Annotated in this window: 14 protein-coding genes; 9 read left to right on the top strand and 5 right to left on the bottom strand. The window is 64.7% G+C overall.

Features of this window, described 5'->3' with window-relative positions:
- Positions 1-30: 30 nt before the first annotated feature.
- A complete protein-coding gene (locus AC5P6X_RS11350; RefSeq protein ID WP_239667432.1) occupies positions 31-2,229 on the bottom strand; it encodes a TonB-dependent receptor in 2,199 nt (732 codons plus the stop codon).
- Positions 2,230-2,425: 196 nt separating this feature from the next.
- Here AC5P6X_RS11350 and AC5P6X_RS11345 point away from each other — a divergent pair, with 196 nt between their 5' ends.
- From AC5P6X_RS11345 to AC5P6X_RS11330, 4 genes are all read left to right on the top strand, one after another.
- Complete coding sequence (locus tag AC5P6X_RS11345; RefSeq protein WP_049450726.1) at positions 2,426-3,430, top strand: extracellular catalytic domain type 1 short-chain-length polyhydroxyalkanoate depolymerase; 1,005 nt, start codon at positions 2,426-2,428, stop codon at positions 3,428-3,430.
- Between the two features lie 128 nt (positions 3,431-3,558).
- Complete coding sequence (locus AC5P6X_RS11340) at positions 3,559-4,707, top strand: serine hydrolase domain-containing protein (RefSeq protein WP_329755723.1); 1,149 nt, start codon at positions 3,559-3,561, stop codon at positions 4,705-4,707.
- A gap of 245 nt (positions 4,708-4,952) precedes the next feature.
- Positions 4,953-5,765 (top strand): S1 family peptidase, encoded by an 813-nt coding sequence (locus AC5P6X_RS11335; RefSeq protein WP_495215451.1) that lies wholly within the window; start codon positions 4,953-4,955, stop codon positions 5,763-5,765.
- 72 nt (positions 5,766-5,837) lie between these two features.
- On the top strand, positions 5,838-6,419 hold the full coding sequence (locus AC5P6X_RS11330; RefSeq protein ID WP_329755721.1) for a hypothetical protein: 582 nt from the start codon (positions 5,838-5,840) through the stop codon (positions 6,417-6,419).
- Here the strand turns inward: AC5P6X_RS11330 and AC5P6X_RS11325 are convergent.
- From AC5P6X_RS11325 to msuE, 3 genes are read right to left on the bottom strand one after another with little or no spacing between them, the layout of a single operon-like run.
- Positions 6,376-7,410 carry a methionine synthase gene (locus tag AC5P6X_RS11325; RefSeq protein WP_495215450.1) on the bottom strand — a complete coding sequence of 345 codons (1,035 nt, stop codon included), beginning with the start codon at positions 7,408-7,410 and terminating at the stop codon, positions 6,376-6,378. The genes AC5P6X_RS11330 and AC5P6X_RS11325 overlap by 44 nt on opposite strands.
- A 39-nt stretch (positions 7,411-7,449) precedes the next feature.
- Positions 7,450-8,427 (bottom strand): DUF1852 domain-containing protein, encoded by a 978-nt coding sequence (locus AC5P6X_RS11320; protein WP_012480322.1) that lies wholly within the window; start codon positions 8,425-8,427, stop codon positions 7,450-7,452.
- 56 nt (positions 8,428-8,483) lie between these two features.
- The gene (msuE, locus tag AC5P6X_RS11315; protein ID WP_012480321.1) at positions 8,484-9,071 is read right to left on the bottom strand and encodes an FMN reductase; all 588 of its coding nucleotides are present in this window, start codon (positions 9,069-9,071) and stop codon (positions 8,484-8,486) included.
- Between the two features lie 75 nt (positions 9,072-9,146).
- On the opposite strand from msuE, the gene AC5P6X_RS11310 reads away from it, so the two are divergent.
- Together AC5P6X_RS11310 and AC5P6X_RS11305 are read left to right on the top strand one after the other, a co-directional pair.
- Positions 9,147-10,061, top strand: a complete 915-nt coding sequence (locus AC5P6X_RS11310; RefSeq protein WP_024956807.1) for a LysR family transcriptional regulator — start codon at positions 9,147-9,149, stop codon at positions 10,059-10,061.
- Positions 10,061-10,930 carry a methylenetetrahydrofolate reductase gene (locus AC5P6X_RS11305; protein ID WP_049450716.1) on the top strand — a complete coding sequence of 290 codons (870 nt, stop codon included), beginning with the start codon at positions 10,061-10,063 and terminating at the stop codon, positions 10,928-10,930. The genes AC5P6X_RS11310 and AC5P6X_RS11305 overlap by 1 nt, the downstream gene beginning before the upstream one ends.
- A gap of 392 nt (positions 10,931-11,322) precedes the next feature.
- Here the strand turns inward: AC5P6X_RS11305 and AC5P6X_RS11300 are convergent, their stop codons facing one another.
- Positions 11,323-11,568 carry a hypothetical protein gene (locus AC5P6X_RS11300; RefSeq protein ID WP_005409734.1) on the bottom strand — a complete coding sequence of 82 codons (246 nt, stop codon included), beginning with the start codon at positions 11,566-11,568 and terminating at the stop codon, positions 11,323-11,325.
- Between the two features lie 170 nt (positions 11,569-11,738).
- Here AC5P6X_RS11300 and AC5P6X_RS11295 point away from each other — a divergent pair, with 170 nt between their 5' ends.
- From AC5P6X_RS11295 to AC5P6X_RS11285, 3 genes are all read left to right on the top strand, one after another.
- On the top strand, positions 11,739-12,170 hold the full coding sequence (locus AC5P6X_RS11295) for a BLUF domain-containing protein (RefSeq protein WP_005413499.1): 432 nt from the start codon (positions 11,739-11,741) through the stop codon (positions 12,168-12,170).
- Positions 12,171-12,299: 129 nt separating this feature from the next.
- On the top strand, positions 12,300-12,578 hold the full coding sequence (locus AC5P6X_RS11290) for a hypothetical protein (RefSeq protein ID WP_138464213.1): 279 nt from the start codon (positions 12,300-12,302) through the stop codon (positions 12,576-12,578).
- Between the two features lie 93 nt (positions 12,579-12,671).
- The gene (locus tag AC5P6X_RS11285; RefSeq protein ID WP_329755719.1) at positions 12,672-15,320 is read left to right on the top strand and encodes an excinuclease ABC subunit UvrA; all 2,649 of its coding nucleotides are present in this window, start codon (positions 12,672-12,674) and stop codon (positions 15,318-15,320) included.
- The last annotated feature ends 25 nt before the right edge of the window (positions 15,321-15,345 follow it).

Raw genomic sequence — 15,345 nt, 5'->3', positions numbered from 1 at the left:
AGAAGCTTCCTGAAGATCGTAACGGATGCGCTAGAAATCGTAACGGACGCTGAGGCTATATTGGCGGGGCGGACCATAGAAGCCAATCAGCGTGCCGACTGCAGGAATGTTGTAGCCAGTAGTGCGGTATTCCTTGTCGGCCAGGTTGGTGCCCTGCAGCGAGAAGGTCCACGCATCATCCAGGCGCCAGATGACGCCGGCATTGACCAGCCCGTAACCCTGCTGGCGGATCACCGGGCTGAGGTCGGTGGTCGGCCACACTTCGCTCTGGTAGCTGTAGCTCACCCGTGCCGACAGGTTGCTGCCGTTGGCCAGGTCGGTGCGGTATTCCACGTTGAACGCACCGGAGAACTCCGGGGCATTGGTGAACTTCATCTGCCTGGCCACGTTGATGCCGCGGTCGATGTACTCGTCGTATCTGGTATCCAGCCACGCCAGGTTGCCGGAAATCAGCCAGTGCTGGCTGGGCAGGTACTGATACTCGACCTCCAGGCCTTTGACGGTACCGGCCCCGGCATTGGTGAAATCGCCGAAGAAGGAATCATCGATGCCATCGCCATTGGTATCCAGGCCGGTGAACACCGACAGCTGGATGTCCTTGTACTTGTTGTAGAACGCTGACAGGTTCAGGAACAGGCGCTGGTCGAGAAAGGCCATCTTGCTGCCGACCTCATAGCTGTCCACGGTCTCGTCATCGAACGGCTCCGCCGAGCGCGGTACCGCCACCGCATTGGCGCGGATGTTGTAACCGCCGGACTTGAAGCCACGCGTCGCCAGGCCATAGACCATGATGTCCGGAGTGATCTGGTAGTCCAGCGAGACCTTGGGCGAGACGTTCCTGAAATTGGTCTTCTTGTCGAAATCGGCGGTCACCGCCACCGGCCGGCTGAAGCCCGGGTCGGCGTAGAGGCGGTTGAGCACGATCGCGCGCTTGTCCTCGTCGGTGTAGCGGGCGCCGACATCGAGCTTCAGTCTGCTGGTCAGGTCGAAGGTCCAGTCCGCGTACAGCGCGATGCTGTCGGTCAGCACCTTGCCCTGGTTGTCGGCGAACTGGGCACTGAAGTAGTTGTTCTGGATCTGCCCGCCAGCCTCGCCACTGAACTGGTACAGGCCGACCACACCGCGCACCCGGCCGCCGGCATCGTAGTTCAACTGCACTTCGTTGCTGACCTGGTCGTCGTGGTAGGTGCCACCCACGTCGGCGAGCTTGACCGGGGCGGTATCGAAGTCGATGTTGGCCTCGCTGTCCGACTCACGCTTGGCGACCACGTATTTCAGCGCGATGTCTTCGTTCGGCCGCCAGTTCACCGTGGCCGAGGCGCCCTTGCTCTCCACGTTGTTGAGGTTGCGCATGCCCGAGCGGATGTCATAGCGGCTGTCCATCGGTGGGTAGGCGCGCAGGAACGGATTGGGTGCCAGCATCTTCGAGCCGCGCATGCCGGACTGATCGTCGATCCAGTCCAGTGCGAACTGCACGTCGAAGTCGTCGCCCGCATACGCGCCCAGGTTCAGGCGTGCCGCGTTGATCTGCTTGTCACTGACCGGCTGGCCGTTGAAAGTGCTCTCGCCAAACCCGTCGTGGTTCATGCTGGCCACCGCCACGCGGGCGCGCAGGCCGCTGTCAGCACCGCCGATCGGACCGCCGATGGCTGCCTTGGCATCCAACTGGCTGTAGTTGCCCACGGTGACCTGGGCGAAGCCCTCGGTCTGGGTCGGCAGGCCGCGCGAGATGTACTTGATCGCGCCGCCGATGGTGTTCTTGCCGTAGAGCGTGCCCTGCGGGCCGCGCAGCACCTCGATGCGCGAGACATCGAACACATCCAGCAGCGCACCCTGCGGGCGCGCGATGTAGACGTCATCCAGGTAGATGCCCACGCCCGGATCGGCGCCCCAGGTGGGGTCGGACTGGCCGATGCCACGGATGTAGGCGGTGACCGTGCTGCTGGCACCGCGGGCGGCGTAGATGGTCAGGTTGGGCACCTGCGCATCCAGGTCGCTGATGTCCTGGACATTCATCTTGTCCAGCGCTTCGGAGGTAAATGCGGTAACCGCTACCGGGACCTCCTGCAGGGTTTCCTCGCGCTTGCGCGCGGTGACCTTGATGCTGTCCAGGTTGGTGGGTGATGCAGTCCTGGCCGCCGTCGGCGTGGCCTGGGGCGTTTCCTGTGCCAGTACCGGCCCGGAGGCCAGCAATGCGCCGATCATGAGACTCAGGCAATTCCGTTTCATTCGGTCCTCCCCCAGGCAGCTGCTTGCAGATGGCCCATTGCCATCCTGCAGCCAAGGCTAGCGGTGTCATCACGCAGCGGCGAGTGGACCTAGGTCCAGTCGGCAGCGGCCGCTGGATGCGGATACTGGGCGCGCCCCCAGCCGGAAGCGCGTCCCGGTACCACTTCATCCACGACTCACGCATGAGGATCTGGCCATGAAATCCGGAATCGATTCGATCAAGGTTGTACTGCTGGTGCTGTGCAGTTGGCTGGCGATGGCGGGCAGTGCCCTTGCCGCAGGCCCGGCCGGGCATTGGGACATTGGCCTGTACGGCAATCTGTTCGGCGCCCGCGAGTACCAGGTGTGGGTGCCGGCGGGCTACGACGACCAGCAGCCGCTACCGTTGCTGCTGGTGCTGCACGGCTGCGTCAACGGGCCCAACCTGATGGGGGAGGCGTCAGGCTTCAATGATGTGGCCGACACCGAAGGGTTCATCGTGGTCTACCCCCGGCAGAACGTCACCTCCAATCCGGCCCGCTGCTGGAACTGGCAGCTGCCGACCAACCAGGCCCGCGACAGCGGCGAAGCGTCGATCCTGGCCGGCATCGTGGACAAGGTGAAAGCGGACTACAGCGTGGATCCGCGCCGGGTCTATGTCACCGGCATTTCGGCAGGTGGTGCGATGACCTCGATCATGCTGGCCTGCTATTCGGATGTGTTCGCTGCCGGTGCCATCCACTCCGGTGGCATGTTCAAGGGCGCGACCACGATTTCCGGCAGCGCCTACGCACTGCTGGCCGGCAGCATCTATTCGCCGGACAGCAATGGCCGCCTGGCGTGGCAGTGCTCGGGTTCGCCGTCGCCGCGACCGCTGCCGGTGCTGGTGTTCCATGGCAGCGCCGATCTCACCGTCAATCCGGTGAACGGCCAGCAGGCCGTGCGCCAGTTCCTGCAGACCAATGACCTGGCCGACGACGGCCTGGACAACGACTCGGTGAAGTACGTGCCGACCAGCACCTATCACGGACAGGTGCCGGGCGGCCGCGGGTATACCGTCGACACCTACGCCTACGGTGGCAGGACGCTGGTCCAGCACTACGTGGTGCAGGGCATGGGGCATGCCTGGAGCGGCAGCCAGTCGGGCCTGCCATTCACCGACCCGAAGGGGCCGGACGCCACGCTGATCACCTGGTTGTTCCTGAAGGACTACCAGCGCTGACGGGGGGCAGGGGGCCTTCCAGGGAGGGGCGCGACTGGAGGTGCCGGATGGCACCTTCAGCCGCTCATGGCAATCGATTATCGTGAGCGCCCGTTCCCACGACCTTCAAGCGCCGGCGCATGGAATCCATGTCAACGACTGCCCGAAACCGGCAATGGCTCAATGCCGTCGTGCTATCCGCAGTGCTCCTTGCCGTCGGCTGCGAGGGCAGGAAGGCACCGCCGAACGATGTGGGGGCGGCGGTCGACGAGGCGGCCCATGCCCTGATTGAACAGCCTTTGCTGCACTCGGCCTCCATCGGCGTGGTGTTCCGGGGCAAGACCTTCATCCGTCACCGCGGCGAGATGGTAGCCGGCAAGCCCGATGTTCCGACCGACGCAACGCTGTATGAGATCGGCTCGCTGAGCAAGACCCTGGCGGGCACGTTGATGGCCCGTGCGGTGCTTGAGGGCAGGGTGGGCCTGGAGGATGACGTTCGCAGCTACCTGCAGGGCGACTATCCGAACCTGCAGTACCAGGGCCAGCCCATACGGGTCCGTCACCTGCTGTCACACACCAGTGGCCTGCCGAACATGCTGCCGGAGCGGGCGAACACCGTGTTGGAGGACTTCACCGATCACCGCGTGCCCGGTGAACTCAGTGCCCTCTATGCGCATTACGGCAAGCCGGATTTCCTGCGGGATCCGCACGCCGTGCGGATCCCACGGATGCCCGGGAAAGAGTACGCCTACTCCAGTGCTGGGACGGAGCTGACGGCCCACATTCTGGAAGGCGTCTACAAGACCGACTACACGTCATTGCTGCGTGGCTTCTTCAGCGACGCCGCAGCAATGACCAGCATCGGGATCAAGCTGGGGAATGCGGAAAAAGACCGTCTTGCCATCGGCTACCACAGCGACAATCCGGTGCCGACCTCGCCGATGCCACAGTTGCCATGGGGCGCTTCCGGCAACGTCAAGGCAACAGTGCCCGACATGGTGAAATACCTTCAGTTCCAGCTGGCCAACGGCCCGGTGGTGCAGGAATCGCATCGCACTCTGGCCAGATTCGACGACGAGTTCAGCATCGGCTATTTCTGGAACATCGTCGCTGGCGATCGCCAGAAGGGTGTCTATTACGCCCACCACGGTGGCGTTCCACGCTCGCAGTGCTACATCTACATCATGCCTGAGCACGATCTGGGCATCTTCGTGATCACCAACCAGAGCGGCGACCGGACCGCGCGTGCCATGGAGGCGGCGATCGATACCCTGGTCGGGAGAATCGCGGCGCGTTGAACCGCCCGCTGAGGCTCGGGCCCACGCGGCCCGGTCCGTGCACCAATGTGGCTTCGCAGGACGACGTGTCGGACAAGCCTGGAACCGATCTGGACAGACTGCTCGGCCCCGGCGGCTGTCGGCCGCAGGGCTTTGCGCTCGCATTCCTGGCGTTCGTCGCTGGATATCATCGTTGGTCGCATGGTCTGCGCCGCGGCAATGCCCTCGGCTAGGCTATAGCGATCGACCGCAGGGATGACGACCCCATGAACCGCTGGCTTTTCCTGGCGCTTGCTGCGCTCCCGTTCACTGCCGGTGCCGTGGTCATCCGTGATGACGTTGACGACGCCCGGTATCAGATCGATGCCTCTGTCTTCCCGGCGCTGGCTGACATGCCGGGTGAAGGACATGGCGTTCTCATCGCCCCGCGCTGGGTACTGACCGCAGCGCATGCGGCACCCATGGAAGGGATGGAAGAATCCATCTCCATCAATGGACGCGCCTATGCGGTCGAGCGCGTCTTCGTGCATCCCGGTTTCAGAAGAATGCCGGAGGCCCTGGGCAAGGAGGCGCTGGCGACAGGAAATCCCTCCAGGATCCACGCGTTCCTGGCAGCATCGGATGACATCGCACTGATCAGGCTTGCGACTGCTGTAAAGGATGTAAAGCCCGTAGCGCTCTATCGCGGTGCTGCCGAAGTCGCGCAGATCGCGGCCCTGATAGGGAAGGGGGCTACCGGCAATGGCGTCGCAGGGCTGGTGCCAGGCGGCCCGCATCGCACGACCCTGCGGCGTGCATACAACGCGCTTACCGGCGGCAACGACCGGTATCTCTGGTACCGGTTCGATCCGCCACCGCAGGCCCTGCCGCTGGAGGGGGTTCTCGGCAACGGTGACAGCGGCGGTCCGCTGGTGATTGATGATCACGGAACGCCGCAGCTGGTGGGGCTTGGTTCGTGGATCACTGCGGTTCCAGAGCATGCGCTCGAGGCGGGGTTCTATGGCCAGGTGGTCTACAACGTTCGCGTATCGCGCTACATCGACTGGGTCGAAAGCATCAGCCGTGACGCGTCACATTGATTGCTTTTCGTGGAGGCGTAGCAGTGCAGGGGGGGCGTTGCCCTGATCTCAGCCGGTGCGACGGGCGTTCGTATGCTTCCCATCATGGGTTCATCATTTCACCGTCCAGATTTCATGATCGTCAGCCGGCCGTCCGGCTGGGTGCAGAGCGGTGAGCGCTGGGATCTGTGGTGGAACGGCCGTTCGGTGGCCAGTATCGTGCCGCATGCCGTGCTCGGGTTCCGCCTGAAACTGGACGCACGCAGGATGTCACAGAGCAAGGTCGTGTCCGTCGCCAGCGCCCGCCAGGCGAAGCGCTACGCCGAGCGCTGGTGCGCGGCGCGGCTCTGCCCACAACTGCCACTGCGTGACGCCGTCGCCCGACTGGTGCAGAGGGCGCCCGAATCGGGCGCCGTGTCCGCGCCGCCACTGACGCGGAAGCAGCGGCAGCAGGCCCGGCGCCTGGCCGAGGCCGGCGCAAGCGAGATGGGGCGGATCAAGGAAGCGCTGGCGCCACGGCCGCGCGTGATGGCCGCCAGGCCCGAGGTGCAGGGACGAGGTGGAACCTGGTCTGTACCCGGCCAGAATCCATCCTGGCCGCACCGAAACGGGAACACCTCCCCAGCCAGGATTACGCCGAAAGCTCCTCACGCACGATCCTGGCCCCTTCGCTGAGCGCGCGCAGCTTGCCGCGTGCCACTTCCCGCGCAAGCGGCGCCATGCCGCAGTTGGTGCTCGGGTAGAGCTTGTCGGCATCCACGAACTGCAGCGCCCTGCGCAGGGTGTTGGCCACATCCGCCGGCGTTTCCACCGTATTGGAGGCCACGTCGATGGCGCCCACCATCACCTTCTTGCCGCGCACCAGTTCGATCAGGTCGATCGGCACGTGCGAGTTCTGGCATTCCAGCGAGATGATATCGATGCTGGAGGTCTGCAGCTTGGGGAACGATTCTTCATACTGCCGCCATTCCGAGCCCAGTGTCTGCTTCCAGTCGGTGTTGGCCTTGATGCCATAGCCGTAGCAGATGTGCACCGCCGTCTGGCACTTCAGGCCCTCAACCGCACGCTCCAGCGCGGCCACGCCCCAGTCGTTCACTTCGTCGAAGAACACGTTGAAGGCCGGCTCATCGAACTGGATGATGTCGACGCCAGCGGCTTCCAGCTCCTTCGCTTCCTCGTTGAGGATCTTCGCGAACTCCCAGGCCAGCTTTTCGCGGCTCTTGTAGTGCGCGTCGTACAGCGTATCGATCATGGTCATCGGGCCGGGCAGGGCCCACTTGATCGGCTGCGTGGTCTGGCGGCGCAGGAACTTCGCATCCTCGACGAACACCGGCTTCGGACGGCTCACGGCGCCGACCACGGTCGGCACGCTGGCATCGTAGCGGTTGCGGATGCGGACCGTTTCGCGCTTCTCGAAATCGACACCGCTGAGGTGCTCGATGAAAGTGGTGACGAAGTGCTGCCGGGTCTGTTCGCCGTCGCTGACGATGTCGATGCCGGCGTGCTGCTGCTCCTGCAGGGACAGGCGCAGTGCATCCTGCTTGCCTTCAGTCAGGCCGTCGTCCTGCAGCTTCCAGGGTGACCAGAGCTTCTCGGGCTCGGCCAGCCAGGAGGGCTTGGGCAGGCTGCCTGCGGTGGAGGTGGGAAGCAGTTTCTTCGTCGACATTGCGTCTGGTTTCCTGGGGGCGAATGGGGAATCAATGGATCAGCGGGCAGCCCACTGCTCAAGCACGGCGCGGTACGGCTTGATGAAGTGTTCTTCGGTGAACCGGCCCTGCTTGACCGCCAGCTGGCTGCGCTCTTCGCGGTCGTAGACGATGCGCGTGGAGGAGTAATCCTGGTGCTTCAGGCTGGGCTGATAGACCTTGCCCGCCACGGAGTTGGCGTTGTAGATCTCCGGGCGGTAGATCTTCTGGAAGGCCTCCATTGTGCTGATGGTGCCGATCAGCTCCAGGTTCGAGTAGTCGCCCAGCAGGTCGCCCTGGAAGTAGAACGCCAGCGGTGCGACGCTGCCCGGCGGCATGAAGTAGCGCACCTGCAGGCCCATCTTGTCGAAGTACTGGTCAGTGGGAGAGAACTCGCCCTGGCGGTATTCCACGCCCAGGATCGGGTGGTGGTTCTCGGTGCGGTGATAGGTCTTGCTGCTGGATACGCTGATGCAGATTACCGGCCCCTTGCTGAAGTTGGCGCGGTAGGCCTCGGACTCCAGGAAATGCTTGAACAACTTGCCATGCAGGTCGCCAAAGCCCTCCGGGATGCCAAAGGTGGCCTTCCCTTCGTTGCTGGCCGGCAGCACCACGCTGAAATCGTAGTCGCGCACGTAGGACGAGAAATTGTTGCCGACGATGCCTTCGATGCGCGCGCCGGTGCGGGTGTCGACGATGGTCGGGCGCAGCACCTCGATCAGCGGGAACGGATCACCGCCACCGCTGCTGCCGATGTGCATCTCCACCGAGATGATGTCCAGCTCGACCGCGTAGCGATCCGCGCTGGGGTTGTCCCAGTGCGCCAGATCGTTGAAGCGGTTGTTGATCATGCTGATCGTGTTGCGCAGGTTTTCCTGGCGGGACGCGCCGCGGGCCAGGTTGGCGAAATTGGTGGTGATGCGCGTCCCGTCGGCAGGCTGGTAATCCTCGTTGAAGGGGATCTGCGTGATGCTGAAGGTGAAGGTGTCGGTCGTCATGGGTGGCGTTCCGTAGTGCGGGGTGACATCCGGATGCGGGCGAGGGCATCCGGCATTCAAAGTGCTGCGGCCGCTTCCAGGTCGGCAAGGCGCTGGCGAGGCAGGTCCAGCAGCGGCATGGCCCGCCGCACCGCCAGCCGTGCGCGCTCGACCAGGGCGTCGTTGTGCACGCGACCGTCGGCGAAATCGCGGTCGGTGGCGTAGACGCCCAGCGGCAGGGTGCGCGCCTGGAAGAAGCTGAAGAGCGGGCGCAGCTGATGGTCGATCACCAGCGAGTGGCGCTCGCTGCCGCCGGTCGCGGCCAGCAGGATGGGGGTGTCGACCAGTGCGTCCTGGTGGACGAAGTCGAAGAAATGCTTGAACAGCCCTGTGTACGAGCCGCGATAGACCGGCGTGCTCACCACCAGCACATCGGCCTGCTCGACGGTGGTCAACTGGCGTTCCACGGTGTCGGGCAACTGCGAACGCCAGAGCGCACCGGCCAGCTGCGGGGCCAGTTCGCCCAGTTCGACCAGGTGCTGCTCGCTGTGGATGTCCTCGCCGATCAGGCCCATCAGATGCTCGGCCAGGGTGGCGGCCTTGGAGGGGCGCTGCAATCCGCCTGACACGGCGACGATTCGAAGGGGGCGGGCAGGTGAAAGCATGACCCGATGCTAGCCATGCCCTTCCATGACGTAAAATGGTATTACTTCACCTATCCATGAGCAGGATTCATCGTCATGCTGGAGCGGATCCACCTCAGCATCGTGCAGCAGGTCGAGCAGCAGGGCTCGCTTACCGCGGCCGCCGGCGTACTCAACCTGACCCAGTCGGCCCTGAGCCACAGCATGAAGAAGCTGGAGCAGCAGCTGGGCACTGATGTATGGCTGCGCGAAGGCCGCAGCCTGCGCCTGACCCAGGCCGGGCAATACCTGCTGGCCGTCGCCAACCGCGTGCTGCCGCAGCTGGATCTGGCCGAGGAGCGGTTGGGCCAGTTCGCACAGGGCGAGCGCGGCGCGCTGCGCATCGGCATGGAATGCCATCCCTGCTACCAGTGGCTGCTGAAGATCGTCTCGCCGTACCTGGCCGCGTGGCCGGATGTGGATGTGGACGTCAAGCAGAAATTCCAGTTCGGCGGCATCGGCGCGCTGTTCGGCTACGAGATCGACCTGCTGGTTACCCCCGATCCACTGCTGAAGCCAGGCCTCAAGTTCATTCCCGTGTTCGACTACGAGCAGGTGCTGGTGGTGGCCAGGAACCACGCCCTTGCCAAGGTGGATTACGTGAAGCCGCGCCAGCTCGGCCAGGAAGTGCTGATCAGCTATCCGGTGCCGTTCGAGCGCCTGGACATCTACAACCAGTTCCTGCTGCCGGCCGGCATCACGCCGCGACGGCACAAGGCCATTGAAACCACCGACATCATGATGCAGATGGTGGCCAGCGGTCGTGGCGTGGCCGCCATGCCGCGCTGGCTGGTGGAAGAGTACGCCACCCGCATGGACGTGGTGCCGGTGCGCCTCGGTGCGAAGGGCATTCCCAAGCAGATCTATCTGGGTGCGCGCGAAGCCGATACCAGCATCGACTACCTGCAGGCCTTCATCGAACTGGCGCGGAACAGTTCGCCCCTGGCCAGCAATGCAGGCGTGGGCGCGTGATGTCCGCGCCTACGTCGCTGCGGGTGCAGGCCTTCCTTGATGCTTTTTCGCTGGAGGTGAGCGCCAGGGCCATGCCGGCGCTGGGTGCCGAAGCCACCCGCATTCCGCGTGGCACCACGATCTCCATTCCCTGGCTGGCCAGCGAGGACGACGACGCACGCCTGGCAGCGGCGCGCAGGGTGCGTGAACTGGGCTTCGAGCCGATGCCGCATCTCTCGGCGCGGCGCATCGGGTCGCGTGCGGTGCTTGAGCGCTTCCTGCAGCATGCCGCCAACGAGGCAGGTGTCGCCCAGTGCTTGGTGATCGCCGGCGACCTGGCCACGCCCGCCGGACCGTTTGCTGACAGCGCTTCGATCATCGAGAGCGGCCTTCTGGAGAGGGCCGGTATCAAGGTCGTCGCCATCGGCGGTCACCCCGATGGCCATCCGGTCCTGGGCAGTGACGCGTGCTGGCAGGTACTGGAACACAAGTGCCAGTCCATCGAAGCGCGCGGCATGGCGCCAATGATCATCACGCAGTTCGCCTTCGATGCCGACATCGTCCTGGCCTGGTTGCACGCGCTGCGCGCCCGTGGCGTCCACGTTCCGGTGCTGGTCGGCGTGCCGGGCCCGGCAAGCATCGCGCGGCTGGTACGTTACGCCGCAATGTGTGGGGTGGGGGCCAGTGCATTGATGCTGTCCCGGTATGGCATCTCGATCGGCCGGTTGCTGGGCAGCGCGGGCCCGGAGGTGTTCGTGGACCGTCTGGCGGGCGGTTTGACTGATGCCCACGGGTTGGTCAGCCCGCACTTCTTTCCGTTCGGTGGAATTGCCCAGTCGTTGGACTGGATCAAACAGCATCGGGCGCTGCCATCGGTTGCCCGCCGCTGACAGGCCATCAATCGTGCCTGCCGGGCAGCGCATGGCCCGGTGCCGCCCCGCTCAGCCCCGGCGGTGGCGTATCCCTGACGGGGTACTGATCAGGCCCGCATTGCTGATGGCCTGGCGCGTACCGCACGTCCGGCACGCAAGCACGGTTCCTCCTCGCACATGCTCCATTTCCTGCTCGCCCCAGACGCTGGTTGCGCCGCAGGCCGTGCAGGTGGCTTCGATCTGCAGGGCACGGGCCAGGTCGCCCTCCGCGCCTGGCGTGTAGGTGAGGTCCCTGATCTTGAATAGGCCGGTATGACTCATTGGAACGCCGTTGTGGGTGCACTACGGGAAGATGCGAGGCGAAGGTGTCGACAGGGTTGGCACAGTGTCGAGAAACGGCGCGCTTCAGCTCATGGATCACTACGCAGCACGAACTCCTCCAGCCGCGCCCGGCTGACGGACTGGTGGTTGCCACAGCCTGGGCAACTGAGCGAAGCAGCGCCGTTGAGGTCGACGAGGCCATGATCAGGAATGGCGCGGAACTGCCTTGAACACTTCAGGCAGGAACAATCGATCCGGGTGACCTGCAGCAGGGTGCCATCCTCACGCGCCACTCCTTCGACGCTGTTTACATAGAACTGTCCGATGTCGCGCATGAAGATGAATAAAGCCCTGAACGTATGGGGGCGTTCATCATGCCGCCTGCCGCGCCGCAAGGCGCGAACCGTATTCTGAAGAATTAAGAATACGCATCACGGCCCGGACTTGCGCCGGGTGCTAGAGTGTGAATAGGTGCCGACGTGGCCCTGCATTCAAGGCGAAGTCCATGCCCATCCGGGCCGTTGTATACGCAAGCCAGGCCGTTGAAGGCCTTTCGATTGACCGCCTGGAAGCACTCGTCACCGATGCTGCGAGGTTCAACAAGCTTGCAGGGGTAACAGGCGTGCTGCTGCATGACGGCACGCGATTCGTGCAGTACTTCGAAGGGCCGGAAGATGGGGTGGCCAGCGTCTACGAGCGGGTGCTGCAATCGACCAGCCACACGGATGTGGTGGAGCTGGCCCGGGGGCGTGTCTCTACCCGGCAGTTCCCCTATTGGTCGATGCACCAGCTTCCTGCCGACCAGCTTCTGGTCGGCCGACTTGCCAGGGCCGACTGGTCACGCTTCAAGAGAAGCCAGCCCGAGGAGATTGCGGGTTCCGCGTGGGGTATTGATGTGCTGGCCGCTGCGGTTGAGCCCCACGTGCACGCCGCTTAGTTTGCGGTTCGGCGGCCGCTCCTTTTAGATGTGCAGCGACATGAAGGCTTTCATTACGCTCATCGCCGCATTTGCTGCGGGCCCGGCGCTTGCCGATTCCTCGCTGCCGCCGCCAGAAAGGTTCACGGCATGCTCCTCCACGCGAAATCTCTGTACCGATTCGGATCCAGCCGTCAGTTCAACGCGGGTAGCGCCACAGGCATCGGGTCAGGATGCCTGGCTGATATGCGGATGGCATCGCGGGTTGTTCCCGTCGGACGATGGGGCTCGGTCGTGGTCGGCTGCGAAGGCATGAACCTGGTTCCGGCTGACGTGACGTTGAGCGAGCCGGTGCTGCATTTCTACAATCGCGGCCGCCTGGTTCGCACCGTTACGCTCGATCAGTTGTATCGGCGCACCATGGCGTGACCACGCCATCACCCGCATTCACTCCACAACAGCGAAAATGCACTATCGGGCGCGCCCCTACGCGCGCCGCTCACTGCCTGCAGGATCGCGAAGATGTCCAAGCCCCCCTTTGGTGAATCGTCATGTGCCGCCGCTGCCAGCGGTTGCGTCGAGGTGCGCGGCGCGCGCGAGCACAACCTCAGGAACGTCGACGTCTCCATCCCGCGCAATGCATTGGTGGTGTTTTCCGGTGTTTCGGGCTCCGGCAAGTCATCGCTGGCGTTCGGCACGATCTTCGCGGAGGCGCAGCGGCGCTACTTTGAGTCGGTTGCGCCGTATGCACGGCGTCTGATCGACCAGGCCGGCGTGCCCGATGTGGACGCCATCGACGGGTTGCCGCCCGCAGTGGCCCTGCAGCAGCAGCGCGGCGCCAGCAACGCGCGCTCATCGGTGGGCAGCGTCACTACGCTGTCCAGCCTGGTGCGCATGATGTATTCGCGTGCAGGTGCATACCCGGCCAACCAGCCGATGCTTTACGCCGAGGACTTTTCGCCCAATACCCCGCAGGGCGCCTGCAGCACCTGTCACGGGCTGGGGCACGTCTACGAGGTGACGGAAGCCTTGATGGTGCCGGATCCGTCGCTGAGCATCCGCGACCGCGCCATCGCCTCCTGGCCGCCGGCCTGGCATGGCCAGAACCTGCGCGACATCCTGGTGACGCTCGGCTACGACATCGACGTACCGTGGAAGAAGCTGCCGAAGAAGGATCGGGAGTGGATCCTGTTCACGGAAGAAACGCCCACCGTGCCGGTCTATGCAGGCTTCACGCCTGCCGAGACCCGGGCTGCGCTCAAGCGAAAGCTCGAGCCGAGCTACATGGGTACATACACCGGCGCGCGTCGCTATGTGCTGCATACCTTCACCAACACCCAGAGCGCGCTGATGCGCAAACGGGTTTCCCGCTACATGGAAGGCAAGCTGTGCCCGGCCTGCCACGGAAAGCGCCTGAAGCCGGAAGCGCTCTCGGTCACCTTCGCGGGCGTGGATATCGGTGAGTTCATGCGGTTGCCCCTGGATCAACTGGCGGATCTGCTGGAGCCCATCGCGGAAGGTGATTTGGGCGCACACAGCAAGGGTGCACCTATCAGCAGGCATGCGACACCCCGCGATCGTGCCCGGCGCGCCGCGAGTGGCCGCGCGACGCACGAGGGCGCCCCCGACGTGCGCCTGACCTCGGCCCTGTCCGAAGAGAAGCGGCTGGCCGCACAGCGGCTGGCGGGCGGAGTCATGGGGCGGGTACGGCAACTGCGCGAGCTTGGCCTGGGCTATCTCTCGCTGGACCGCGCCACGCCCACGCTATCCGCCGGCGAACTGCAGCGCCTGCGGCTGGCCACGCAGCTCAGCTCGTTGCTGTTTGGTGTGCTGTACGTGCTCGACGAGCCTTCGGCCGGACTGCATCCCGCCGACAGCCAGGCGCTGTACGACGCATTGGACCGGCTGCGTGATGGCGGAAATTCGGTGTTCGTGGTCGAGCACGATCTGGAGCTGATGCGCCGCGCGCAGTGGCTGGTGGACGTGGGCCCGGAGGCCGGCGAGCGGGGAGGGCGCGTGCTCTACAGCGGCGAGCCCGATGGCCTGCGCCAGGTGCAGGATTCGCGCACGGCCCGGTATCTGTTCGACCAGGTGCCTGCGCCTGCCAGCCGCCAGCGAAGCGCCGCGAACTGGCTGGAACTGAAGGGCATCCATCGCCACAACCTGCACGGTGTGGACGCGCAGGTGCCACTGGGATTGCTGACGGCGGTGACCGGCATTTCGGGGTCGGGCAAGTCCAGCCTGATGGCACAGGCCTTGCCCGAGCTGATGCTGCTGCACCTGGGGCATGAACCCGCGGACGATGGCGCCGAGGCGTCGCCGGACGACGGGCCGACGGTGATGGAAACCACCCGTGGCCAGTTGGCCGGTGATGTGGACGCCATCCAGCGGGTCGTGCAGGTCGACCAGAAGCCGATCGGCCGCACGCCACGCTCCAACCTGGCCACCTATACCGGGCTGTTCGATCACGTGCGCAAACTGTTCGCGGCGACGCCCGCCGCACGTCGTCGTCGCTTCGATGCGGGTCGTTTCTCGTTCAACGTAGCCAAGGGCCGATGCGAAACCTGCGAAGGCGAGGGTTTCGTGAGTGTCGAACTGCTGTTCATGCCCAGCGTCTATGCCCCATGCCCCACCTGCCACGGCGCCCGCTACAACGAGGCCACGCTGAAGGTGCTATGGAATGACCGCAACATCGCCGAGGTCCTGCAGATGACCGTGGACCAGGCGCATGCATTCTTCATGGCGGAAGAGGTCATTGCCCGGCCGTTGCAGCTGCTGCAGGACATCGGCCTGGGTTACCTGAGGCTGGGCCAGCCGGCCACGGAGCTTTCAGGCGGCGAGGCCCAGCGCATCAAGCTGGCCACTGAGCTGCAGCGCAGCCAGCGCGGGCGCACGCTTTACGTGCTGGACGAACCCACCACCGGCCTGCACGCGTCGGATGCGGACAGGCTGCTGGTTCAGCTGCAGCGGCTGGTCGACGCAGGAAATACGGTGGTGATGATCGAGCATGACATGCGGGCGGTCGCCCAGGCGGACTGGGTGATTGACGTCGGGCCGGGCGCAGGCAGCGCGGGTGGCACCATCGTGGCGAAGGGAACGCCGCAACAGGTGGCCCGCGCACGGGGAAGCAGGACAGCGCCTTTCCTTGCGCGCGAGCTGGCTCCTCTGTAGGGCCGAGCCATGCCCGGCCATCACC

Source organism: Stenotrophomonas sp. YJH_SMC_40, from assembly GCF_059368615.1.
The sequence above is the reverse complement of the archived record's forward strand: the minus strand, read 5'-3'. Positions and strand labels throughout refer to the sequence as shown.